This is a genomic window from Bradyrhizobium tropiciagri, assembly GCF_001189845.1.
In the GTDB taxonomy this organism is placed as follows: domain Bacteria; phylum Pseudomonadota; class Alphaproteobacteria; order Rhizobiales; family Xanthobacteraceae; genus Bradyrhizobium; species Bradyrhizobium tropiciagri.
Window position 1 is genome coordinate 74,385 of the sequence record NZ_LFLZ01000019.1, and the last position, 22,836, is coordinate 97,220.

Below are 22,836 nucleotides of genomic sequence, written 5' to 3' on the forward strand. Positions count from 1 at the left end.
GTCCACGATGCGCTGATCGCGGGCAAATCCCGTACCAAAAACCTACGTCGCTATTTTGCGGTGCAGTATACGCGATCTCACGTATCAGTGCGCTGCACAAAAGTAAGCAATCCTCGCCTCATCAATAAGCGTTCTCGAACCAGATGGGGTGCTCATGTCAGACGAAACCAAACCAGGCCTGAAGTCTCCGCTCCGGCGCAAGCTCTTGATGGGAATGGCGGCATTGCCGGCCGTCTCGATGCTGGGCCGTCCGGCATTTGCCGACGTTCCTGCAACCTCCGCGGTCAACACAACCGGCCTTGCAGTCACCGATAGCGAAGTCACGGTCGGTATCCTGCATTCCGTCACCGGCACCATGGCGATCTCCGAGACCGGCTCGGTCGAGGCCGAGAAGCTCGCGATCGAGCAGATCAACGCCGCCGGCGGCGTGCTCGGCCGCAAGATCAAGTTCATCCAGGAAGACGGCGCCAGCGACTGGCCGACCTTCGCCGAAAAGGCCAAGAAGCTCCTGGTCAACGACAAATGCGCGGCGGTGATGGGCTGCTGGACCTCGGCCTCGCGCAAAGCGGTGCTGCCGGTGTTCGAGCAGTACAACGGCATGCTGTACTACCCGACCTTCTATGAAGGCCTCGAGCAGTCCAAGAACGTGATCTACACCGGCCAGGAGGCGACGCAGCAGATCATCGCCGGCCTCGACTGGGTCAACAAGACCAAGGGCGCCAAGAGCTTCTATCTGCTCGGCTCGGACTACATCTGGCCGCGCACCTCGAACAAGATCGCACGCAAGCACATCGAGAACCATCTGCAGGGCTGCAAGGTGGTCGGCGAGGAGTACTTCCCGCTCGGCTCGACCCAGTTCAACTCGGTCATCAACAAGATCAAGCTGACCAAGCCGGACGTGATCTACGCCATCATCGTCGGCGGCTCGAACGTCGCGTTCTACAAGCAGCTCAAGGCGGCCGGCATCGACCTGTCCAAGCAGGCGCTGCTCACGATCTCGGTCACCGAGGACGAAATCGACGGCATCGGCGGCGAGAACATCGCGGGCGCCTATGCCTGCATGAAGTATTTCCAGTCGCTCGACAATCCGAACAACAAGGCCTTCGTGCCCGCATTCAAGAAGATGTGGGGCGAGAAGACCGTGATCGGCGACGTCACCCAGGCCGCCTATCTCGGCCCGTGGCTGTGGAAATTGACGGTCGAGAAGGCGCAGAGCTTCGACATCGACAAGATCGCGGCGGCGTCGCCCGGTGTCGAGTTCAAGGGCGCTCCGGAAGGCTACGTCCGGATCCACGAGAACCATCATCTGTGGTCGAAGACCCGCGTCGGACGCGCCAAGGCCGACGGCCAGTATGAGCTGATCTACGAGACCGCAGATCTCGTCGAGCCGGATCCGTTCCCCAAGGGCTACCAGTGAGTTCGTTCGCGTAAACCGCGCAACCTCACTTCAAACGCATCGCGGCGTGGACCTCATCGCCCACGCCGCCGATCGGGCGCCGCTTTGTGGCGGCGTTGGCCCTTTGGACTGGAGAACCAGATGTTCGGCGACTATTCGATCAGCGATCTCGGCGCCATCCTTGCGATGCAGGGATTTGCCGGGCTCATCCTGTTCTCGGTCTACGTGCTGATGGCGCTCGGGCTTGCCATCATCTTCGGGCAGATGGGCGTCATCAACATGGCGCATGGCGAGTTCATGATCCTGGGTGCCTATGTCACCTGGATGACGTCGAACGCCGTTCAGCACACAGCGCCATGGTTGTTCCCCGGTTACTTCTTCATTGCGATGATCCTCGCGTTCATCGCCTCCGGCGCGCTCGGCATGCTGGTCGAGTGGGCGCTGATACGCCATCTCTACAAACGGCCGCTCGACACGCTGCTCGCGACCTGGGGCCTCAGCCTGATCCTGCAGCAGGCCTATCGCTCGATCTTCGGCGCGCGCGAGGTCGGCGTCGAGCTGCCGGAATGGATGATGGGCTCCTGGCAGGCGACCGACTCGATCCAGATCCCGATCAACGGCATGTTCGTGATGGGGTTGACCATCCTGATCACGATCGTCGTCTTCTACATCCTGTTCTGGTCGAGCTGGGGCAAGCAGGTGCGCGCGGTGGTGCAGAACCGCGTGATGGCGGGCGCCGTCGGCATCAACACCGAGAAGGTCGACCGCTACACCTTCGGGCTCGGCTGCGGCATCGCCGGGATCGCCGGCTCGGCCTTCACCATGATCGGCTCGACCGGGCCGACCGCCGGCCAGCTCTACATCGTCGACACCTTCCTGGTCGTCGTGTTCGGCGGCGCAGCTTCCCTGTTCGGCACCATCGCCTCCGCCTTCTCGATCTCGCAGACCCAGTCGACGCTGGAATTCTTCCTGTCGGGATCGATGGCCAAGGTGATCACGCTGCTCACGATCGTCGCGATCCTGATGGTGCGTCCGCAGGGGCTCTTCGCGCTCAAGGTCCGCAAATAAGAACAAGCAGGCTGGTCATGATTAACTCGCGCTTTTTCAATCGCTCCGAACTGCTCGGCTTCCTCGCGCTCGCGGTGCTGCTGCTTGTCATCCTGCCGCTGTCGCTCGATATCTTCCGCCTCAACTTGGTCGCCAAATATCTGACCTACGCCTTCGTCGGCATCGGCCTCGTGCTGTGCTGGGGCTATGGCGGCATCCTGAGCCTGGGGCAGGGCGTGTTCTTCGGTCTCGGCGGCTACTGCATGGCGATGTACCTCAAGCTCGAGGCGTCCTCGGTCGCGAACACTAAGATCCAGTCGACGCCGGGCATCCCGGACTTCATGGACTGGAACCAGCTCACCTCGCTGCCCTTCTTCTGGAAGCCGTTCCACAGTTTCCCGATCACGCTGCTGGCGATCTTGCTGGTTCCCGCGTTCTTCGCGCTGATCATCGGTGCCGCGATGTTCAAGCGCCGGGTCGGCGGCGTGTACTTTGCGATCATCACGCAAGCGATCGCCGCGATCCTCACCATCCTGATCGTGGGGCAGCAGGGCTACACCGGCGGCATCAACGGCATTACCGACCTGCGCACGCTGCACGGCTGGGACATCCGCACCGATCACGCCAAGTTCATTCTGTATTTCGTCGAGGTTGTGCTGCTGTTCGGATGCATCGTCGCCGCGCAATTCATCCGGCTGACAAAACTCGGGCGCATCCTGGTGGCGATGCGGGAGCAGGAGGATCGTGTGCGCTTCTCCGGTTACAGCGTCGCCAATTTCAAGATCTTCGCGTTCTGCGCCGCGGCGGTGTTTGCTGCGATCGGCGGCGCCATGTTCACGCTCGAGGTCGGCTTCATGTCGCCGTCCTTTGTCGGCATCGTGCCGTCGATCGAGATGGTGATCTACACCGCGGTCGGCGGCCGGATGTCGATCTTCGGCGCGGTCTGGGGTGCGCTGCTGGTCAACTTCGCCAAGACCAGCCTCTCGGAATCCTTCCCGCAGCTCTGGCTGTTCGGCCTCGGTGCGCTGTTCATCGCGGTGGTGCTCGCCTTCCCGAACGGGCTCTCCGGCATCTGGGCGGACCACGTCCAGCCCCGCATCGATCGCCTGCTGGCATCACGCAAATCGAAATCGGCGGCCGGCATGATCGCCGACGGCGCACCGGCCGAGTGAGGAGGGACCCATCATGCTCGTCGGCCATCAGCCAAAAGACTTCCTGCTCGCGGTCTCCGGTCTCACCGTGTCCTTTGACGGCTTCAAGGCCGTCAACGATCTCTCCTTCTATGTCGAGGAGAACGAGATCCGCGTCATCATCGGCCCCAACGGCGCCGGCAAGACCACCGTGCTCGACCTGATCTGCGGCAAGACCCGCGCGACGTCAGGCTCGATCCAGTTCCGCGGCCAGGAGCTGACCAAGCTGCGCGAGAACGAGATCGTGCAGGCCGGCGTGGGGCGCAAGTTCCAGACGCCGTCGGTGTTCGAGGACCTCACCGTGTTCGAGAACCTCGAGATTTCCTTTCCGCGCGGCCGCACCGTGTTCGGCTCGCTGACCTTCCAGCGCGACGACACGGTCAAGCAGCGGGTCGAGGAGGTCGCCGAGATGATCTTCCTGAAGGACCGGCTCAACACCTATGCCGACCAGCTCAGCCACGGCCAGAAGCAGTGGCTCGAGATCGGCATGCTGCTGATCCAGGACCCGGATCTCCTGATGCTGGACGAGCCGGTCGCCGGCATGAGCGTCTCCGAGCGCGCCAAGACTGCCGAGCTGCTCAACCGCATCATCAAGGACCGTTCGGTGCTGGTGATCGAGCACGACATGAAGTTCGTCGAGGACATCGCGCACAAGGTCACGGTGCTGCACCAGGGGCAGATCCTGTCCGAGGGGACCATGGAGCACGTCAAGAACGATCCCAAGGTGATCGAAGTCTATCTGGGGCACTGATCGATGATCGCAACGCTGCGAGCGGCAGCCGCACACCCGGTTCACCTCTCCCCTTGTGGGAGAGGTCGGGTCGCATCGTCAGATGCGATCCGGGTGAGGGGTTCCGCTCTCTCGTGGGACCGAACTCCCTCACCCGAATTGCTGCGCAATTCGACCTCTCCCCGCTGGGGAGAGGTGAAGAAAACGATCCGGCAATAGAGGACGCACATGCTGGCAATCAATGATCTTCATGTCGCCTACGGCCAGAGCGAGGTGCTGCACGGCCTCAACGTCAAGGTCGCGCCCAACGAGATCGTCGCGATCATGGGCCGCAACGGCATGGGCAAGACCACGCTGATGAAGTCGCTGATGGGCATCCTGCCTGCCAAGAGCGGCAAGGTGACCATGGACGGCGCGAGCTCGGCGCGATGAAGAGTTACGAGCGGGTGGCGAAAGGCCTCGCCTATGTGCCGCAGGGCCGCATGATCTTCTCCACCATGACGGTCAAGGAGAACATCGAGACCGGGCTTGTGGTGTCAGGCGGCTCCGAGGTGCCCGGCGATATCTACGAACTATTCCCGGTGCTGCTCGAGATGAAGGGGCGCCGCGGCGGTAATCTCTCGGGCGGGCAGCAGCAGCAGCTCGCGATCGCCCGCGCGCTGGCGACCAAGCCGAAGGTGCTGCTGCTGGACGAGCCGACCGAAGGCATCCAGCCGTCGATCATCAAGGACATGGCGCGCACCTTGAAGCGGATCCGCGACGAGCGGGGGCTGTCGATCGTCGTCTCCGAGCAGGTGCTGAGCTTCGCGCTCGACATCGCCGACCGCGTGCTCGTCATTGAGAACGGCGAGATCGTCCGCGACGATCCGCGCGACAGCGTCGATGCCGCGCAGATCTCGAAATACCTGTCCGTGTAACCAACCACTATCAGTAACCAAGGGGAGCATCTCGATGCCAGATACACTGATCAAGGTCGATCTCAGCAAGTCGGCCTATGAAAACGACAAGATACACAACCGCTGGCATCCCGAGGTTCCGATCGTCGAATGGGTCAGCCCGGGCGACGACTTCATCATCGAGACCGTCGACTGGACCGGCGGCTTCATCAAGAACAACGATTCCGCCGATGACGTGCGCGACATCGATCTGTCAATCGTGCACTTCCTGTCCGGTCCGATCGGCGTCAAGGGCGCCGAGCCCGGCGATCTCCTCGTCGTCGATCTGCTCGACGTCGGTCCGTTGAAGGAGAGCCTGTGGGGCTTCAACGGCTTCTTCTCCAAGCAGAATGGTGGCGGCTTCCTCACCGATCATTTCCCGCTGGCGCAGAAGTCGATCTGGGACATCAAAGGCCTCTACACCTCGTCGCGGCATGTGCCCGGCGTGAATTTCGCCGGCCTGATCCATCCCGGCCTGATCGGCTGTCTGCCCGATGCCAAGATGCTGGCGGCGTGGAATGCGCGCGAAGCCGAGTTGATCGCGACCAACCCGACCCGTGTGCCGGGCCTCGCCAATCCGCCGTTCGCGCCGACCGCGCATGCCGGCCAGGCCAAGGGCGACGTCAAGGCCAAGATCGGCCTGGAGGGCGCCCGCACCGTTCCGCCGCGCGAGCATGGCGGCAATTGCGACATCAAGGACCTGTCGCGTGGCTCGAAGATCTATTTCCCGGTCTATGTGCCGGGCGGCGGGCTCTCGATGGGCGATTTGCATTTCAGCCAGGGCGACGGCGAGATCACCTTCTGCGGTGCCATCGAAATGGCCGGCTGGCTGCACATCAAGGTCGACGTGATCAAGGACGGCGTATCGAAATACGGCATCAAGAACCCCGTGTTCAAGCCGTCGCCGATCACGCCGAATTACAAGGACTATCTGATCTTCGAGGGCATCTCGGTCGACGAGGCCGGCAAGCAGCACTATCTCGACGTCCACATCGCCTATCGCCAGGCCTGTTTGAACGCGATCGAATATCTGAAGAAGTTCGGCTACTCCGGCGCCCAGGCCTATTCGATCCTCGGCACTGCGCCGTGCCAGGGCCACATCTCCGGGGTGGTTGACGTGCCCAACGCCTGCGCCACGCTGTGGCTGCCGACGGAGATCTTCGACTTCGACGTCATGCCGTCGGCGGCGGGGCCGATCAAGCACATCACGGGCGACGTGCAGATGCCGATCTCGCCCGACAAGTGAATCCCTGCGCGAAGGGTGCGGGACGGCGCAGTCTTGGCCGCCCCGCATCCATCGCCGGATGTCACACGACCGCGCAAGGATTAAGACAATGCCGATCTACGAATATCTCTGCAACGACTGCGGCCCGTTCACCGACATGCGGCCGATGGCGGAATGCGATCTGCCGCAGGACTGCCCGCAATGCGAGACCACGTCGCCGCGCGTGATCCTCACCGCACCGGCGTTCTTCTGCATGCCGTCGGACAAGCGCAAGGCGCACGCAACCAACGAGCAGAGCCGCCATGCGCCGAAGACGCTCGATCAATACAAGGCCGCGCACGGCCCGGGCTGCGGCTGCTGCTCTTCCTCGGGAAAGAAAAAGCCGGCGCGGCTGATGACCAAGACCAGGAGCGGCGCCAAGGGTTTTCCGACTGCGCGTCCCTGGATGATCAGCCACTGATCATCAGGCCTGTTCCGCAACCTTCAGCGCCTCGGTGCGGATCTCCTCGACCAGCCGCTCCTTCAGCGCGACGAATTCGGGCGTGGTCTTGATCTTGTAGGAGCGGGGATGCGGCAGGTCGACCGCGATCTCCGCCTTGATGCGGCCGGGACGGGCGCTCATCACGATGACGCGGCTGCCGAGGAAGATCGCTTCCTCGATGTCGTGGGTGACGAACAGCACCGTCTTCTGGTCGCGCTCCCAGATCCCGAGCAGCATTTCCTGCATCAAGGCCCGCGTCTGGTTGTCGAGCGCGCCGAACGGCTCGTCGAGCAACAGGATCTTCGGATCGTTGGCGAGCGCCCGGGCGATCGCGGTGCGCTGCTGCATGCCGCCCGACAACTGCTTGGGCCAATGGTTTTCGAAGCCCGATAGCCCGACCCGGCGGATAAAGGCGTCTGCGATCTCGTGGCGCTTCTTCTCCGGCACGCCACGCTCGCGCAGCCCGAAGGCGATGTTCTCGCGCACCGTCAGCCAGGGAAACAGCGTGTAGGATTGAAATACCATGCCGCGATCGGCGCCGGGGCCGGTGACCTCACGGCCATCGAGCGTGACCCGGCCGCTGGTCGGCCGGTCGAGGCCTGCGATGATCCGGAGCAAAGTGGACTTGCCGCAGCCGGAGGGGCCGAGGATGGTGACGAAATCATTGTCGCCGACATCGAGCGTTGTCGGCTCCAGCGCGCGGGTCGGTGCGTTGCCGGCGCGGGCGGGGAAGGTTCGCGAGACCTGATCGATCCGAAGCAGGGTCATGCAAGCTTCCAAGGGAATAGCCAGGCGTTGAACGCCTTGAACAGGAAATCGGAGACAGGCCAATCAGCCCGATGACGATGATGCCGAAGATGATCTGGCCGGTGTTGAGCAGCGCCTGGCTGTCGGTGATCATATGCCCGATGCCCGACGATGAGCCGATCAGCTCGGCCACGATGACATAGGTCCAGGCCCAGCCCAGCACCAGGCGGAGGATCTCGGCGATCTCGGGTGCCGCGGAAGGCAACAGCACGCGGCGGATGATGCCGCTGTCGCGGGCGCCGAGCGTGTAGGCGGCTTCGACCAGATCGCGCCGCGTGGCGCCGACGGTGACGGCCACCATCAGGATGATCTGGAACACCGCGCCGATGAAGATCACCAGCAGCTTTTGCAGTTCGCCGATGCCGGCCCACAGGATCAGCAGCGGAATGAAGGCGGACGCCGGCAGGTAGCGCGCAAAGGACACGAAAGGTTCGAGGAAGGCCTCGATCGGCTTGTATGCTCCCATCAGCACGCCGAGCGGCACCGCGATGACGGCGGCAAGCACAAACCCGCCGATCACGCGCCAGATCGTCATTCCGATGTCGAACAGGAAGCCTTGCTTGGCAAGCAGTTCATAGCCTTCCTGCACCATGGTCAGCGGGTTGGCGAGGAAGGTCTTCGACACATGGCCGCCGAACGTCGCCCAGGACCAGAGGGCGACGAACAGCACGAAGAACGCGAGGCCATAGGCCACGCGCTGCTTCGATGTGGTGGGCTCGAGGGGACGCATCAATTGATCCAGGCGTATCTCATGCGCCGGTCCCGCCTGCAGCCTTGCGAGGCGCGACCGGCCAGAATTGTCGTTGCGTTACTTGATGAAGCTTGCGTCGTAGATGTCCTCGACCTTCGGCGCGGCCTTGATGATGCCGACCTCGAGCAGGAGCTCGGCCGCATCCTTGTTGAAGCTGAGGAAATCGCCGGCGAAGAATTTCTGGTTGGCGGGCTTGTCCTGCCAGCGCAGGTACTTTGCCGAGTTGCCGAACTGCTCGCCGGACTGCTTCACGTCGGCGCCCATGATCTCGTAGGCCTTGGCCTGATCCTTGGCGATCATGTCGAGCGCCTCGAAATAGCTGTTGGCCAGCGCCTGCGCCGCCTTCGGATTGTCGGTGAGGAATTTCGGCGTGCAGCCGAACGTATCCATCACGATCGGATAGTCGAGCGTGGTGGCGATGATCTTGCCCTTGTCGGGCGCGGCGCGCACCGTCGACAGATAGGGCTCGTAGGTCATCGCGGCATCGTTCTGGCCGGAGACGAATGCCTGCGCCGCGGCGGCGGGCTCCAGATTGACCACGGTGACGTCCTTCACCGAGAGGCCGTTTTTCTTCAGCATCCAGGCCAGCGCGAAATAGGGCGAGGTGCCCGGCGCCGATGCCGCGACGGTCTTGCCCTTGAGGTCCTTGATCGCGGCGACGTCGTTGCGCACGGCCATGCCGTCGGCGCCGTAGCTCTTGTCGAGCTGGAAGATCTGCTTGGTCGCGACGCCATTGGCGTTCCAGGAAATCCAGGTCTCGACCGTGGTCGCCGCGCATTGAATGTCGCCCGAGGCGATCGCTAGATGCCGGTCCTTCTGCGGGATCTTCTTCAACGTCACGTCGAGGTCGTTCTTCTTGAAGATGCCGGCCTCCTTGGCGAGCGTCAGCGGCGCGAAGCCGGTCCATCCGGAGATGCCGACGCCGACCTTGACGTCATCCGCGAACGCAGCGGTGGACGCGAGCAACGCGACCATTGCGGGCAATAGCTTGAAGGAACGCATGATTGTTGACCCCTTGAACGATGGATTGAACCCTGTTGATTGCTTTCACGTCAGTCGCGGCGGATTGCCGCATCAAGACGTTGGTGGATGCTGGTCTATGATGCATTGCATGAATTATGCCGCGCAAGACGTCCTCAACCTCCCTTGAAGCGAGCCACCAGGCGGTGCGTCTCGCCCGGATAATGCAGCCGCACCGCGGTCACCGTGCGCGCGCTGCGCCAGGTGTAGCGGTCGATCACGAGGCAGGGCGCGCCGACCGCGATGTCGAGCGCTTCTGCCGTGCGATCGTCTGCAACGACCGCGCTGATCGTATGTTCGGCCTCGGTCCACGGGACATGATGCAGCAGCCATGATCCCGGCGGTTCGCGCGCAAAATCCGCGGTTGCGGCTTCCGGGACGGTGGAGAGATCGATCAGCCTGTCCTCGACGGCGAACGGCACATCGTCGGCGCTGTGGCGACACGCGATCGCGATCACCTTGCCGGCCGTGCTCACGCCGAGCCGGGCACGATCGGCCGATGTCGCGGTGCGCCGCCGGCAATCGATCAGCTGATAGCCGTAAGCGCGGCCGAGCGCGGTGATCTCGGCCCTGATGTCGGCGATCTTGAGCACCGCGGACATATGCTGCGGACGGCGCACGAATGAGCCGGCCCGCCGTCGCCGCTCGATCAGGTCGGCCTGCGCCAGTTCCGACAGCGCCTTGTTCACGGTCATGCGCGAGCAGCGATAGCGTGCCATCAGCTCGTGCTCGAACGGGATGCGGTGGCCCGGCGGCCATTCGCCGGTCAGGATCCGTGTCTCGATATCGAGTCGGATGCGTTTGTAGAGCGTCGGCTTTTCGGTTGCGCGCGGCTTGGCGCGATCGGAAGCGAGGCTCATGTGACGAGCCTCCGGACGCTGGCATTGAACCGCTCCCGCGCCTTGTCGCGCAGCCGGTGCCGTCCACCTGCGACCGCCTTGTCGCCGCCGGCCCACACGCAATCGATCGCATCGCCTCCGGACGCAAACAGCCAGCCGTCGAGAACCGCATCGCCCGATCGTCCCGCCAGGGATGGATGCGCGGTGTCGAGCGTGACGATGTCGGCCCGAGCGCCAGGCATGAGCCCGGTGTTGGTCTGCGCCAGAGCCTGCGCGCCGCCCGCGAGCGCGTGGTCGAACAAGGCACGGCCGGTGGATGCACCCGGACGCCCCGAGAGCACGTTGCGCTCGCGGTGCTTCAGCCGCTGGCCGTATTCGAGTTGCCGAAGCTCGTCGGCGACCCCGACCAGCACGTTGGAATCGGTCCCGATGCCGAACCGGCCGCCTGCTGCCAGGAATTCGCGCGCGGAAAAGATGCCGTCGCCGAGGCTTGCTTCGGTGATGGGGCAGAGGCCGGCAACTGCGCCGCTAGCGGCGAGCGCCGTGACTTCCAGCTCCGTCATGTGAGTCGCGTGAATGAGGCACCAGCGCCGGTCGACCGGCGCATGTTCGAGCAGCCATTGCACCGGCCGCTGCCCGGACCAGGCCATGCAGTCCTCGACCTCGCGCACCTGTTCGGCGGCGTGGATGTGGATTGGATCGGTCCCGGCAAGCGGGATGATCGCCGCAAGCTCATCGGGCTCCACTGCGCGCAGGCTGTGCGGGGCGATGCCGATATTGGCGCCGGGGAGTGTTCGGATTGCCTCGCGCGAGGCTGCCATCAGCGCGGCGAATTGATCGACCGAGCAGATGAAGCGACGCTGTCCGGCATGCGGTGCCGCGCCGCCGAACGTGCTGTGCGCATAAAAGCTCGGCAGCAGCGTGAGCCCGATGCCGGAAGCCTCAGTCGCTTCTGCAATGCGCACGGCCATCTCGGCCGGATTGGCGTAGGGCGAGCCGTCGCGATCATGGTGGAGATAGTGAAACTCGCCGACGCGGGTGAAGCCCCGCTCGAGCATCTCGATATAGAGCAGCGTTGCAACCGCGGCGACGTCGTCCGGCGTCATCGTCAGCGCGAAGCGATACATCGTCTCGCGCCAGGTCCAGAACGTGTCCGTCGTATCGCCGCGCTGTTCGGCCAGGCCTGCCATGCCGCGCTGAAACGCGTGGCTGTGCAGGCTCGCCAGTCCCGGAACCGCCAGTTGGTGACGTTCATCGTCGGCGGCTGGCGCAACGCCTGCCGTCACCGACGCGATCGCGCCGCCGCTGAGCTCGACCCGCACGTCATTGGCCCAGCCTAAGGGCAGCAGCGCGAGTGCGAAATGCAGTCGGGTCATTTTTCCATGCCGGCTGGACAGAACCCGGACACGATTATATGTCTAGACATATAAGTCAAGCATCCCACCTTGAGGGGACGATCGCATGGCAGAGCGCTTCGACCGTATCTGGCACAATGCCCACCTCGCCACGATGCGCGGCGATCGCGCCGATCTCGGCGAGATCGAGCAGGGCCTGATCGCGGCGCGCGACGGCCGCATCGTCTATGCCGGCGCGCAATCGGATTTTCCTGTGGATGCCGACGCCGTCGAGCGGATCGATTGCGGTGGCCGCTGGATCACGCCCGGGCTGGTCGATTGCCACACCCATCTGGTCTTCGGCGGCAATCGCGCGCACGAGTTCGAGCTTCGCCTGAAGGGCGCGAGCTATGAGGAGATCGCGCGCGCAGGCGGCGGCATCGTCTCGACCGTTGCTGCGACGCGCAAGGCGACCCAAGCCGAGCTTGTCGCCGGTGCGTTGCCGCGGCTCGACGCGCTGATCGGCGAGGGCGCGACCACCGTCGAGATCAAGTCCGGCTATGGCCTCGATGCCGAGACCGAGATGCGGCAGCTTGCGGCGGCACGCAGCCTCGGCCGCCTGCGCCAGGTCGCGGTCCGCACGTCGTTTCTCGGTGCGCATGCGCTGCCGCCAGAGGCCAATGGCGACAAGGACCGCTATATCGATCTGGTCTGCAACGAGATGCTGCCGGCCGTGGCCAAGGCCGGCCTCGCCGATGCCGTCGATGCCTTCATGGAGGGCATCGCATTTTCCGGCGAGCAGACGGCGCGGGTGTTCGCGGCTGCGCGCGCGTTGGGGCTCCCGGTGAAGCTGCATGCGGATCAGCTGTCCAATCTCGGCGGCGCGGCACTCGCCGCCGAATTCTCTGCGCTGTCGGCCGATCATCTGGAGCATACCGATGAAGCCGGCGCCGCCGCGATGGCGAAGGCGGGGACGGTGGCGGTGCTACTACCCGGTGCGTTCTATTTCATTCGTGAAACCCAGAAACCGCCGGTCGAGCTGTTCCGCAAGCACGGCGTGCACATGGCGCTGGCGACCGACTGCAATCCCGGCAGTTCGCCGCTGACCTCTCTCTTGCTTGTCATGAACATGGGCGCGACGCTGTTCCGGATGACGGTCGCCGAATGCCTCGCAGGCGTAACGCGGGAAGGAGCGCGCGCGCTCGGCATGCTCGCCGAGACCGGTACACTCGAGGCCGGCAAATGGTGCGATCTGGCGATCTGGGACATCGAGCGCCCCGCCGAACTGGTTTACCGTATCGGCTTCAATCCGCTGCACCGCCGGGTGTGGAGGGGACAATGAGCGCTTCCAACGCGCCTGATATCGTCACTCCCGGGACGGTCGGACTCGGCGTCCTGGCACGCGTGCTCGCCGGAGCAACGATCGAGCTCGATCCATCATTCTGGCCGCGCGTCGAGGCGGCCGCGGAGATCGTGGCGAAGGCGGCGCGGATCGACATTCCTGCCTATGGCATCAATACCGGTTTCGGGAAGCTGGCATCGACGCGGATCGCGCCCGACCAGACGGCGCTGCTCCAGCGCAACCTCATCCTGTCGCATTGCTGCGGCGTCGGCGCAGTCACGCCTGAGCCGATCGTGCGCTTGATGATGGCGTTGAAAGTGATCTCGCTCGGCCGCGGCGCGTCCGGCGTGCGGCGCGACGTGATCGAGCAGTTGCAGGCCATGCTGGCGCGCGGCGTCACTCCGCTGGTGCCGCAGCAGGGCTCGGTCGGCGCCTCCGGCGATCTTGCGCCGCTCGCTCATATGACCGCGGTCATGATCGGGGAGGGACAGGCAATCCTTGATGGCAAGGTCGTGCCGGGCCGAGACGCGCTTGCCGCTGCCGGTCTCGCGCCGTTGACGCTTGGTCCCAAGGAGGGGCTCGCGCTGATCAACGGCACCCAGTTCTCCACGGCCTATGCCATTTCCGGCCTGCTGCGCGCGCATCGTCTTGCCTGCGCAGCACTGGTGACGGGCGCGTTGTCGGTCGATGCGGCGATGGCCTCCACGGTGCCGTTTCGTCCTGAAATCCAGTCCTTGCGCGGCCATGACGGACAGATTGCGGCGGCCGCGACCTTGATGGCACTGCTCGACGGCAGCGACATCAGGCAATCGCATCTCGAAGGCGACGAGCGCGTGCAGGATCCATACTGCCTGCGCTGCCAGCCGCAGGTCGCGGGCGCCGTGCTTGATTTGCTCGCGCAGGCCGGGCGCGGACTGACCATTGAAGCCAATGCCGTGACGGACAATCCGCTGGTCCTGGTCGAGACCGGCGAGATCGTCTCAGGCGGCAATTTCCACGCCGAGCCGGTGGCGTTCGCCGCCGACCAGATCGCGCTGGCGCTCTCCGAGATCGGCGCGACCAGCGAGCGACGGATCGCGACCCTCGTCGATCCCGCCTTGAACTTCGGCTTGCCGCCGTTCCTGACGCCGGACCCCGGCATCAATTCCGGCTTCATGATCGCCGAGGTGACGGCGGCCGCGCTCTACGCCGAGAACAAGCAGCGCGCGATGCCGTGCTCGATCGATTCCACGCCGACCAGCGCCAACCAGGAGGATCACGTGTCGATGGCCGCGCATGCCGCGCGCCGGCTGTCCGACATGGCCGACAATCTCGCCGCCATCCTCGGCATCGAGCTGCTGGTCGCCGCACAAGGCATCACGCTGCGCGCGCCGCACTCAACGAGTGCACCGCTCGCCGCAGTGATTGCCGCGTTGCGCGCGCAGGTTCCGGCGCTCGCCGCCGACCGCTACATGGCCGACGACCTCGCGCGGGCCGCGTCGCTGATCGAAGCCGACGCGTTGCCCGCCGTCGCGATCGCGGCCCTTTCGATCGATCCGTTTCCAAAACTTGCTTAGCCGACAGGGACACCCGTCATGAACCGCCGACTGGACAACGAACGTATCATCCGCGCTCCCCGCGGCAGCGACATCAGCGCGAAGAGTTGGCTGACTGAAGCGCCGCTGCGGATGCTGATGAACAATCTGGATCCTGACGTCGCCGAGCGCCCGAGTGAGCTCGTGGTGTATGGCGGCATCGGCCGCGCGGCACGCGACTGGGAGAGCTTTGACCGGATCGCGGCCTCCTTGCGCAAGCTGGAAGGCGACCAGACGTTGCTGGTGCAGTCTGGCAAGCCGGTCGGCGTCTTCCGCACCCATGCCGATGCGCCGCGCGTACTGATCGCGAACTCGAACCTGGTGCCGCATTGGGCGACGCTCGACCACTTCAACGAGCTCGACCGCCAGGGCCTCATGATGTTCGGCCAGATGACGGCAGGCTCGTGGATCTATATCGGCAGCCAGGGCATCGTGCAGGGGACATACGAGACGTTTGTCGAGGTCGGCCGCCGGCACTATGGCGGCAGCCTCGCCGGCAAATGGATTCTCACGGCCGGCCTCGGCGGCATGGGTGGCGCGCAGCCGCTGGCTGCGACCATGGCGGGCGCCTCGATGCTCGCGGTCGAATGCCAGCCGAGCCGCATCGAGATGCGTTTGCGTACGGGCTATCTCGACCGCCAGGCGACGACCCTCGATGAAGCGCTGGCGATCATTGCCGACGCGACCAAGAGCGGGAAGCCGGCGTCGGTCGGGCTGCTCGGCAATGCGGCCGAGATCTTTCCCGAACTGGTGCGCCGCGGCGTGCGGCCTGATATCGTCACTGACCAGACCAGCGCGCATGATCCGATCAACGGATATTTGCCGAAGGGTTGGACGCTTGCCGATTGGGAGGCAAGGCGCGCGGCCGATCCGAAGGCGGTCGAGACCGCGGCCAAGACCTCGATGGTCGATCACGTCCAGGCCATGCTGGATTTCCACGCGCAGGGAATCCCGACGCTCGACTACGGCAACAACATCCGCCAGATGGCCAAGGACATGGGCCTGAAGCAGGCGTTCGATTTTCCGGGCTTCGTCCCTGCCTATATCCGTCCGCTGTTTTGCCGCGGCGTCGGTCCGTTCCGCTGGGCGGCGCTGTCGGGCGATCCGGAAGACATCTTCAAGACCGATGCCAAGGTCAAGGAGCTGATGCCCAACGATGGCCATCTGCACAATTGGCTCGACATGGCGAAGGCGCGCATCAAGTTTCAGGGGTTGCCGGCGCGAATCTGCTGGGTCGGCCTCGGCGACCGCCATCGGCTTGGCCTCGCCTTCAACGAGATGGTGGCGCGGGGCGAACTGAAGGCGCCGATCGTGATCGGCCGCGATCATCTCGACAGCGGCTCGGTGGCGAGCCCGAACCGCGAGACCGAGGCGATGCGGGACGGCTCCGATGCGGTGTCCGATTGGCCGCTGCTCAACGCGCTGCTCAACTGTGCGAGCGGCGCCACCTGGGTGTCGCTGCATCATGGCGGCGGCGTCGGCATCGGCTATTCGCAGCATGCCGGCATGGTGATCGTCGCCGACGGCACGCCGGAGGCGGCGCGCCGGCTCGAGCGTGTGCTGTGGAACGATCCCGCGACGGGGGTCATGCGCCACGCCGACGCCGGCTATGAGACCGCGATCGAATGCGCCCGCGCCAACGGGCTCGATCTGCCGAGCTTGCGCGCGTGAGGTGACGTTGGCGAGAGCCGCAGAAGACGGTTCTCGCCAACCGGCTAGTCGGCCGACAGCGGCTCGCCGGTCAGCGACCAGCTTTCGCCATCGAACGTCGCGATCCGCAAGGTTCGGAACGGCGTGTAGTCGCCGGGCCGGGTGCCGATCGAGACGCCCGGCAGCATCATCGGCAGCCGGTCGCCGCTCAGCGAGGTCGCCTGCTTGATCAGGTTCTCGCGGGTGAGGTCGTCGCCGCATTTGCGTAGCGCCAGCTCCAGCGCGTGCACGTTCATATAGGCAACGAGCACGGAATAATCGTCCGGATTGGCCGAAGGTGCGTACGTCTTCAGGAAATCCTTGTAGGCCTTGACCTCGTCGTCATTGGCCCAGGCCGGGTCGCCCGGCTGCTTGAGGAATTGCGTCGTGACCAGCCCCTTCGATGCTTCGAGGCCTGCGGGCTTCAGGATGGTTTCGACCGATGCCGTCGAGCCGCCGATCACGTGCAGCGGCTTCCAGCCGAGCTCGAACACCTTGCGGATCGATTGCGCCGCGCCTTGGACGACGACTGCTCGATCAGCGTGTCGACGCCGGCGGCCTTCAGCTGGACGATCTGCGAGTCGATCGTCGGGTCGGCGAGCTCATAGGAAGCCTGAGCGACGATCAACTCGGCCTTGGGCCCGAGACCGGCGCGCAGGCCCTTGAGGTAGTCCTTGCCGTAGTCGTCATTCTGGTAAAGCACGCCGATCTTGGCGTCGGGCTTTGCCGTCAGGATGTACTTGGCGACGACGCGGCCTTCGGTCTCGAAGTCCGGATAGAGCGGAATAGTCCACGGAAAGGTTTTGGGATCGTTGAAGCGGCGTCCGCCGGCGGTGATGAAGAGCTGCGGCACCTGCTTGGCGTTGAGATATTTCTGGATCGCGACGTTCGGCGCGGTGCCGATCGTGCCGACCTCGGCCAGGACGCCGACGTCCTCGATCAGCTTGCGCGACTGCTCGACGGCCTTCGGCGCGCTGTAGGCGTTGTCGAGCTGGGTGAAGTTGATCTTGCGGCCGTTGATGCCGCCGTTCGCGTTCAGCATCTCGAAATAGCCGACCACGGCGCGCCCGGCGCCCGCGCCGAAGGCGGAGGCCGGGCCGCTCAGCGGCGTCGATTGGCCGAGCTTGATCTCGGTATCGCTGACGCCGGGACCATAGGCTTTCTGCGCGTAGGCAGGCGCCGCCAGCAGGGCCGACAGCGCGATGGCTGCCAACGCCCGGTCGATGATGTGGTTCAAGGTCGTTTCTCCCTGTAATTCGTTTCTTGTTGAAAATCTGCACTAGCGCAGCAGCTCGCGGGCGATCACCACGCGCTGGATCTGGTTGGTGCCTTCGAAAATCTGGGTCAGCTTGGCGTCGCGCATCATGCGCTCGACCGGATAGTCCATGGTGTAGCCGTAGCCGCCGAAGATCTGGACCGCGTCGGTCGTGACCTTCATGGCCATGTCGCTGCCGACGCATTTCGCCATGCTGGCAAGCACGTTGAGCCGCTTCCAGTCGCCTGCATCGCCGGCGCGGGCGCATTCATAGACCAGGGCGCGGGCCGCCTCGATCTGCATGGCCATGTCGGCAAGCATGAACTGCACGCCCTGGAACTCGGCGATCGGCTGCTTGAACTGCTTGCGCTCCTTGGCGTAGGCGATGCAGGCATCGAGCGCGCCCTGCGCGAGGCCGACCGACTGGGCGCCGATGGTCGGCCGGTTGAGGTCGAGGGCGCGCATCGACGCGCGGAAACCCTTGCCTTCCTCGCCGACGAGGTTTTCGGCTGGGACCCTGACATTGTCGAAGAAGATCGGCGTGTTGGGGGCGCCGCGAAAGCCCATCTTGCGCTCATGGCGGCCGAACGTGATGCCCGGCATTGTCTTCGGCTCGACGATGAAGGCGCTGATGCCGTCGCGCCGGCGCCGTCACTGGTGCGCGCCATCACCACGATGTAGTCGGCGACGACACCGTAGCTGCACCATTGCTTGCGGCCGTTGAGGACGTAGCTGTCGCCGTCTTTCCGAGCGCGGGTGTTGAGCGCAGCGACGTCGGAGCCGGCCTGCGGCTCGGAAATCGCGATCGCCGTGACCACGCCGCCCTTGGCGATGATCGGCAGGTACTTCTTGCGCTGCTCTTCCGAGCCGAAATGCAGCAGCGGCATGATGAACATGGTGTTGAGCGCCGCGATCGAGGCGCAGGCGGGCGAGACCTTCGAGATCTCCTCGCGCGCGATGCAGGCCATGGTGAGGTTGCCGTTCGGGCCGCCATAGCGCTCCGGCACCCAGAGCTGCATCAGCCCCATCTCGCCGAACAGCTTGACCAGCTCGAGCGGGAAGCGGTCGGTTTCGTCGATTTCGGCGGCGATCGGCGCCACGTGCCTCGCGACCATCCTGCGCACGTTGTCGCGGAACGCGACCTGCTCCTCGGAAAAACTCATACCGGCTCCCGTTACGTTTTCTTTGCTGGATGCCAAAAAGGGGCTTCCATTGAATGGGTGATCCATTTAATAATTCACCGCATGAGCACCAAGTCAAGCCCTCGCGCGCCGCAGCGCTCCCGCATCGCCCCGCCGAACCGGCGGGAGCGGGCCTCCGATCTCCGCGCCGCCGGAGCTTCGGCTGCGCCGACATTCAAGCCGATCCACACCCGGCGGACGTTTGAGGAGATCTGCGAGCGGATTCGCGAGCAGCTGGCGCTCGGCGTGCTGAAGCCCGGCGACAAATTGCCGGCCGAGCGCGAACTTGCCCAGCAGCTCGGCGTCAGCCGCAATGTGTTGCGGGAAGCGCTGCGCAGCCTGGAGATGGCCGGCGTGCTGCGGCTGCAGAAGGGCGTCAAGGGCGGCGCCTTCATCCAGCAGGGCGACACCCGGCGCATGAACGAGGTCATGCGCGACATGCTGAGCCTCGGGACGATTTCCGTGCGGGAATTGTCGGAGGCGCGGGTCCACGTGCTCGACCTCGTGGTGCAGCTCGCCTGCGCGAATGCGCGCCGGGCCGACCTCGATGCGCTGGAAGCCAATATCGAGCGGACGGAGCTTGCGACCAAGGAGGGGCGGTTGCTCGACCGGGTCGAATGTTCGCGCGAATTCTACAAGCTGCTGGCGGCCTCGACCGGCAACAAGGTGATTGCGATGATCGTGGACTCGGTCACCGAGATCCACATGCGCTTCGTCTACGCCAAGGTCGCCTCGAGCGGGGTCGCGATGGCGCGGCTGGCGGAGAAGCGGCGGCAATTCCTGGCGGCGCTCAGCGAGCGCGACGTGGCGCTGGCAAGCCGGTTGCTGCGGTCACACCTGGAATCGGTGCAGCGGATGCTGGAACAGGATCCGGGGGCAATGTCGCTCCACGTCGCGTTGGCCGATGTGCAGCCCGGAATGCGCCGGTAGCGCGCCAGCCCTGTCAGTCAACCAACAACTCAAACAGCAATACAACGGAGGCAAACGTGTCCAACTACGCCAAGTATGAATGCCTGACGGTCGAAGTCGCGGACAAGGTCGCGACCGTGACCTTGAATCGTCCGCAGGCGCGCAATGCCATCAACCAGAAACTGATCCGCGAGTTGCGGACGATCTGGGACGATCTCGCCGACGACCACGCCGTCAATGCCGTGGTGCTGACCGGCGCCGGCGACTTCTTCAGCGTCGGTGGTGACGTGAAGGCGATGTCGGAGCGGCCGGGCGGCGACGTCCTCGAAGAGGGCGAGGTGCACGACCCCATGATCAGCCGGCGCGGCGTCACCCGCCAGCTCGAGCTCGACAAGCCGATCGTCGCGGCGATCAACGGCGATGCCATCGGCCTTGCCGCGACCCACGCGTTGCTCTGCGACATCACCGTGATGGCCGAGGATGCGCGGATCGGCGACACCCATGTCTCGCGCGTCGGCCTGGTCGCGGGCGACGGCGGCACCGTGATCTGGCCGCTCTTGATCGGAATCAACAAGGCCAAGGAATTCCTGATCCGCGGCACGCTGCTGAAGGGTCATGAGGCGGAGCGGATCGGGCTGGTCAATCATGTCGTGCCGCGCGCGGAGGTGCTGGCCAAGGCCCATGCGATCGCAGTCGAGCTCGCCAACGGTCCGACCTGGGCCATTCGCTGGACCAAGCTGTCGATCAACCAGATCGTCAAGCAGCGCGTCAACATGCTGCTGGAGGCCTCGATGGCGCTGGAGCAGGTGACATTCGAGACCGCCGACCACAAAGAAGCGACCATGTCGTTCAAGGAGAAGCGCAAGCCGAGGTTCGGCCAGGGCTAGGCCGGCGCGATGACGGCGACCGAACAGCCGGACGATGTCACGGCGATGCTGCGGGAATCCATACGTGGATTCCTCGACGAGCATTGGCGTCCGCGCGGCGCGACGGCGTCGTCTTCGCCGGACGAGATATCGGCGATCTGGCACAAGCTGGTCGGGCAGGGCGTAGCTGCCGTCGGCGCGGAAGCGGGCGAAGGCGGGCTCGCCGAAATTCTCGTCGTCATGACCGAGCTTGGCCGGGCTGGCTGCCCGGCGCCGATGTGGTCCGCCGCGCTCGCCAACCTTGCGATCGCTGGATCGCAGGTCGACGTCGTGGCGGATCTCGTGGAGCGGCTGCATTCGGGGGACGCGATCGTCGCCTTCTCGTTCGGCGCTCAGGATCCCGACGTTGGCACGGGCTCGGTTGAGGTCGCCGACTTCCGGGCAACAGGCGTGCTTCGCTTTGTCGAGGCTGCTGGGAGCGCCACGCACCTTCTGGTCGCGCTCGACCAGGCCCATCTTGCGCTGATCGATCTCTGCGGTCCCGGTGTCGAATGCGTCGCGGCCCGTGCGATGGGGGCGTGGGGGCTCTACGAGGTTCGGCTGAACGCGGCACCGCTCACACGTATTCCCGTAGGCACGGTCGATCTCGACGATCTCCGCATAAAGGGTAAGGCGATGTTGACCGCGCGCGCCTACGGCGCGGCGCGGCGCGCGATTGAGCTCGCGGTGGACTACGCCGGGGAACGGCACCAGTTCGGGCAACCGATCGGCAAGTTCCAGGCGATCCAGCACAAGCTGGCAAATTGCCTGATCGCGCTCGAAGGCGTCAGTTTGATCCTCGATCACACCGCGAGATTGCATGACGGCGGCAACGGCGACTGGCGCTACTTCGCCGATTGCGCATCGGCATTCTCCGGCAACGCGCTGCGGCAAGTCGCGCTGGAGACCCAGCATACGTTCGGCGCGATCGGCTATGCCGAGGAGCACGAAGCGCCGATCCACTTCAAGCGCGTGCATCTCGATACGGTCGCGCTCGGCGGCGCGTCGGATGCAAAACGCAGGTTGGCCGCGCGGCTCTTGGATGCCGGCGGCGACGGGCTGCCGCAATACGACCTCGGATCCGCCGGGAACGCGTTTCGTGAGCAGGTTCGGCTCTGGCTGGAGCAGAACTGGGCCGGGGAGGCGAAGCAGGCGTTCGACCGGAGGCCGTTCGCCAAGCGCGAGTTCGATGTCGGCTTCGCCCGCGATATCGGCGAAACGGGATGGATCGGCCTCGGATGGCCGGCGCAATTCGGCGGCCAGGCACGCTCTCCGCTGGAGCAGATCGCCTTCATGGAGACGATGGAGCAGGGCGAGGCGCCGCGGACCGGCGCCGCGATCCAGGCCAACGCGCTGATGATGTTCGGCACGGCAGAGCAGCAGCGGAAATATCTTCCGGAGATTCTGCGTGGCGAAGCCATGCACGGCATGGGTTACAGCGAGCCGCAGGCTGGCTCGGACCTCGCGGCGCTGCGCACCAGCGCCGTCAGGGACGGCGAGCACTGGGTGATCAATGGCCAGAAGATCTGGACCACCACCTGGTGGGGCAAATACATGTTCCTCGCCGCGCGAACCGACAAGGACGCCAAGCCGCCGCATGCCGGCATCAGCATGTTCATCGTGCCGATGGATGCACCGGGCATCACGATCCGGCCGTCCGCTACGATGTATGACGGCACGTTCGCCAATATCTTCTACGACAATGTCCGCATTCCCGCCGAAAACCTGGTCGGCGAGGTCAATGGCGGCTGGAAGGTGCTGACCGGCGCTCTGGCGTTCGAGCGAGGGCTGGTCGGCGGCGGCATCGTCCTGAAGGTCGCGCACGCCTTCGAGCAGCTGCGTTCGCATGTGATGGCGAAGCACAGTGGTCGGTCCCTTGCCGATGACCCGATCGTCCGCGACAGAATGGCGACCTTGGCATCGGAGATCGAGATCGGCCGTCTCCTGATGATGCACTGTGCCGAGCTCGGCGCCGACGGCGTCACGCCGCCGGAGTATGGCGCGATCAGCAAGGTGTTTTCCGGAGAGCTGATGGAACGTTTCGGCGAGGCTGCGCTCGATATTCTCGGGATGCGCGCCGCGCTGTCCGAACAGATGCCGGGCGCGATCGACAACGGCCGCTTCGAGCAAAACCTGCGGCATTCGCTGATGTGGGTCATCAGCATCGGGACCAACGAGATCCAGCGCAGCCTGATCGCGCAACGCGCGCTCGGGCTGCCGAGATAG

At 64.8% G+C, this 22,836-nt stretch carries 17 protein-coding genes and 4 pseudogenes; 13 read left to right on the top strand and 8 right to left on the bottom strand.

Going from position 1 to position 22,836, the window contains the following annotated elements; all coding sequences use genetic code 11:
- Positions 1-154: 154 nt before the first annotated feature.
- The 7 genes and pseudogenes from urtA (at position 155) to AKN84_RS17325 (ending at position 6,983) form a co-directional block, all read left to right on the top strand.
- The gene (gene urtA, locus AKN84_RS17295) at positions 155-1,417 is read left to right on the top strand and encodes an urea ABC transporter substrate-binding protein (protein ID WP_050421882.1); all 1,263 of its coding nucleotides are present in this window, start codon (positions 155-157) and stop codon (positions 1,415-1,417) included.
- Between the two features lie 120 nt (positions 1,418-1,537).
- On the top strand, positions 1,538-2,464 hold the full coding sequence (urtB, locus tag AKN84_RS17300) for an urea ABC transporter permease subunit UrtB (RefSeq protein ID WP_050421883.1): 927 nt from the start codon (positions 1,538-1,540) through the stop codon (positions 2,462-2,464).
- Positions 2,465-2,481: 17 nt separating this feature from the next.
- Positions 2,482-3,615 (top strand): urea ABC transporter permease subunit UrtC, encoded by a 1,134-nt coding sequence (gene urtC / locus AKN84_RS17305; RefSeq protein ID WP_050421884.1) that lies wholly within the window; start codon positions 2,482-2,484, stop codon positions 3,613-3,615.
- Between the two features lie 13 nt (positions 3,616-3,628).
- The gene (gene urtD, locus AKN84_RS17310) at positions 3,629-4,384 is read left to right on the top strand and encodes an urea ABC transporter ATP-binding protein UrtD (protein WP_024579726.1); all 756 of its coding nucleotides are present in this window, start codon (positions 3,629-3,631) and stop codon (positions 4,382-4,384) included.
- 207 nt (positions 4,385-4,591) lie between these two features.
- Positions 4,592-5,280, top strand: a pseudogene (gene urtE / locus AKN84_RS17315) (urea ABC transporter ATP-binding subunit UrtE).
- Between the two features lie 34 nt (positions 5,281-5,314).
- A complete protein-coding gene (fmdA, locus tag AKN84_RS17320; protein WP_050421885.1) occupies positions 5,315-6,544 on the top strand; it encodes a formamidase in 1,230 nt (409 codons plus the stop codon).
- A gap of 88 nt (positions 6,545-6,632) precedes the next feature.
- Positions 6,633-6,983 (top strand): FmdB family zinc ribbon protein, encoded by a 351-nt coding sequence (locus AKN84_RS17325; protein WP_050421886.1) that lies wholly within the window; start codon positions 6,633-6,635, stop codon positions 6,981-6,983.
- A 3-nt stretch (positions 6,984-6,986) separates the two neighbouring features.
- On the opposite strand, the gene AKN84_RS17330 is transcribed toward AKN84_RS17325, so the two are convergent.
- The 5 genes and pseudogenes from AKN84_RS17330 to AKN84_RS17350 all read right to left on the bottom strand — a co-directional run bounded on the left by AKN84_RS17330 (position 6,987) and on the right by AKN84_RS17350 (position 11,797).
- Positions 6,987-7,772: an ABC transporter ATP-binding protein gene (locus AKN84_RS17330; protein WP_050421887.1), complete on the bottom strand. Its 786-nt coding sequence runs from the start codon at positions 7,770-7,772 to the stop codon at positions 6,987-6,989.
- Positions 7,769-8,541: pseudogene (locus AKN84_RS17335) on the bottom strand (ABC transporter permease). Before AKN84_RS17335 ends, AKN84_RS17330 begins: the two are co-directional and overlap by 4 nt.
- A gap of 78 nt (positions 8,542-8,619) precedes the next feature.
- Entirely contained in the window at positions 8,620-9,564 is a 945-nt protein-coding gene (locus AKN84_RS17340; RefSeq protein ID WP_050421888.1) for an ABC transporter substrate-binding protein, read from the bottom strand.
- A 134-nt stretch (positions 9,565-9,698) separates the two neighbouring features.
- Positions 9,699-10,442: a histidine utilization transcriptional repressor HutC gene (hutC, locus tag AKN84_RS17345; protein WP_050421889.1), complete on the bottom strand. Its 744-nt coding sequence runs from the start codon at positions 10,440-10,442 to the stop codon at positions 9,699-9,701.
- A complete protein-coding gene (locus tag AKN84_RS17350) occupies positions 10,439-11,797 on the bottom strand; it encodes a formimidoylglutamate deiminase (RefSeq protein WP_050421890.1) in 1,359 nt (452 codons plus the stop codon). Before AKN84_RS17350 ends, hutC begins: the two co-directional genes overlap by 4 nt.
- An 85-nt stretch (positions 11,798-11,882) precedes the next feature.
- Here AKN84_RS17350 and hutI point away from each other — a divergent pair, with 85 nt between their 5' ends.
- The 3 genes from hutI to hutU are packed head-to-tail and all read left to right on the top strand — an operon-like array spanning position 11,883 to position 16,342.
- Complete coding sequence (gene hutI, locus AKN84_RS17355) at positions 11,883-13,097, top strand: imidazolonepropionase (protein ID WP_050421891.1); 1,215 nt, start codon at positions 11,883-11,885, stop codon at positions 13,095-13,097.
- Entirely contained in the window at positions 13,094-14,653 is a 1,560-nt protein-coding gene (gene hutH / locus AKN84_RS17360; RefSeq protein ID WP_050421892.1) for a histidine ammonia-lyase, read from the top strand. Before hutI ends, hutH begins: the two co-directional genes overlap by 4 nt.
- 18 nt (positions 14,654-14,671) lie before the next feature.
- Positions 14,672-16,342, top strand: a complete 1,671-nt coding sequence (gene hutU, locus AKN84_RS17365; RefSeq protein ID WP_050421893.1) for a urocanate hydratase — start codon at positions 14,672-14,674, stop codon at positions 16,340-16,342.
- A 44-nt stretch (positions 16,343-16,386) separates the two neighbouring features.
- Here hutU and AKN84_RS17370 read toward each other — a convergent pair.
- The 3 genes and pseudogenes from AKN84_RS17370 to AKN84_RS49105 form a co-directional block, all read right to left on the bottom strand.
- Positions 16,387-17,588: pseudogene (locus tag AKN84_RS17370) on the bottom strand (ABC transporter substrate-binding protein).
- A 51-nt stretch (positions 17,589-17,639) separates the two neighbouring features.
- On the bottom strand, positions 17,640-18,218 hold the full coding sequence (locus tag AKN84_RS49100) for an acyl-CoA dehydrogenase family protein (RefSeq protein ID WP_244485225.1): 579 nt from the start codon (positions 18,216-18,218) through the stop codon (positions 17,640-17,642).
- A gap of 107 nt (positions 18,219-18,325) precedes the next feature.
- Positions 18,326-18,844, bottom strand: a pseudogene (locus AKN84_RS49105) (acyl-CoA dehydrogenase family protein); the annotation flags it as partial.
- 15 nt (positions 18,845-18,859) lie between these two features.
- Here AKN84_RS49105 and AKN84_RS17380 point away from each other — a divergent pair.
- The 3 genes from AKN84_RS17380 to AKN84_RS17390 are packed head-to-tail and all read left to right on the top strand — an operon-like array spanning position 18,860 to position 22,836.
- Entirely contained in the window at positions 18,860-19,726 is an 867-nt protein-coding gene (locus AKN84_RS17380; protein ID WP_050421894.1) for a FadR/GntR family transcriptional regulator, read from the top strand.
- Positions 19,727-19,782: 56 nt separating this feature from the next.
- Positions 19,783-20,592, top strand: a complete 810-nt coding sequence (locus AKN84_RS17385; RefSeq protein ID WP_050421895.1) for an enoyl-CoA hydratase/isomerase family protein — start codon at positions 19,783-19,785, stop codon at positions 20,590-20,592.
- 9 nt (positions 20,593-20,601) lie between these two features.
- A complete protein-coding gene (locus AKN84_RS17390; protein WP_050421896.1) occupies positions 20,602-22,836 on the top strand; it encodes an acyl-CoA dehydrogenase family protein in 2,235 nt (744 codons plus the stop codon).

Coding starts and splice junctions, on each gene's coding strand:
- hutH (WP_050421892.1), top strand. CDS start 13,094: ATGAGCGCTTCCAACGCGCCTGATATCGTCACTCCCGGGACGGTCGGA.
- hutI (WP_050421891.1), top strand. CDS start 11,883: ATGGCAGAGCGCTTCGACCGTATCTGGCACAATGCCCACCTCGCCACG.
- urtA (WP_050421882.1), top strand. CDS start 155: ATGTCAGACGAAACCAAACCAGGCCTGAAGTCTCCGCTCCGGCGCAAG.
- AKN84_RS17380 (WP_050421894.1), top strand. CDS start 18,860: ATGAGCACCAAGTCAAGCCCTCGCGCGCCGCAGCGCTCCCGCATCGCC.
- hutU (WP_050421893.1), top strand. CDS start 14,672: ATGAACCGCCGACTGGACAACGAACGTATCATCCGCGCTCCCCGCGGC.
- urtD (WP_024579726.1), top strand. CDS start 3,629: ATGCTCGTCGGCCATCAGCCAAAAGACTTCCTGCTCGCGGTCTCCGGT.
- AKN84_RS17350 (WP_050421890.1), bottom strand. CDS start 11,797: ATGACCCGACTGCATTTCGCACTCGCGCTGCTGCCCTTAGGCTGGGCC.
- AKN84_RS17390 (WP_050421896.1), top strand. CDS start 20,602: ATGACGGCGACCGAACAGCCGGACGATGTCACGGCGATGCTGCGGGAA.
- AKN84_RS17330 (WP_050421887.1), bottom strand. CDS start 7,772: ATGACCCTGCTTCGGATCGATCAGGTCTCGCGAACCTTCCCCGCCCGC.
- urtC (WP_050421884.1), top strand. CDS start 2,482: ATGATTAACTCGCGCTTTTTCAATCGCTCCGAACTGCTCGGCTTCCTC.
- AKN84_RS17325 (WP_050421886.1), top strand. CDS start 6,633: ATGCCGATCTACGAATATCTCTGCAACGACTGCGGCCCGTTCACCGAC.
- fmdA (WP_050421885.1), top strand. CDS start 5,315: ATGCCAGATACACTGATCAAGGTCGATCTCAGCAAGTCGGCCTATGAA.
- hutC (WP_050421889.1), bottom strand. CDS start 10,442: ATGAGCCTCGCTTCCGATCGCGCCAAGCCGCGCGCAACCGAAAAGCCG.
- urtB (WP_050421883.1), top strand. CDS start 1,538: ATGTTCGGCGACTATTCGATCAGCGATCTCGGCGCCATCCTTGCGATG.
- AKN84_RS49100 (WP_244485225.1), bottom strand. CDS start 18,218: ATGCCGGGCATCACGTTCGGCCGCCATGAGCGCAAGATGGGCTTTCGC.
- AKN84_RS17340 (WP_050421888.1), bottom strand. CDS start 9,564: ATGCGTTCCTTCAAGCTATTGCCCGCAATGGTCGCGTTGCTCGCGTCC.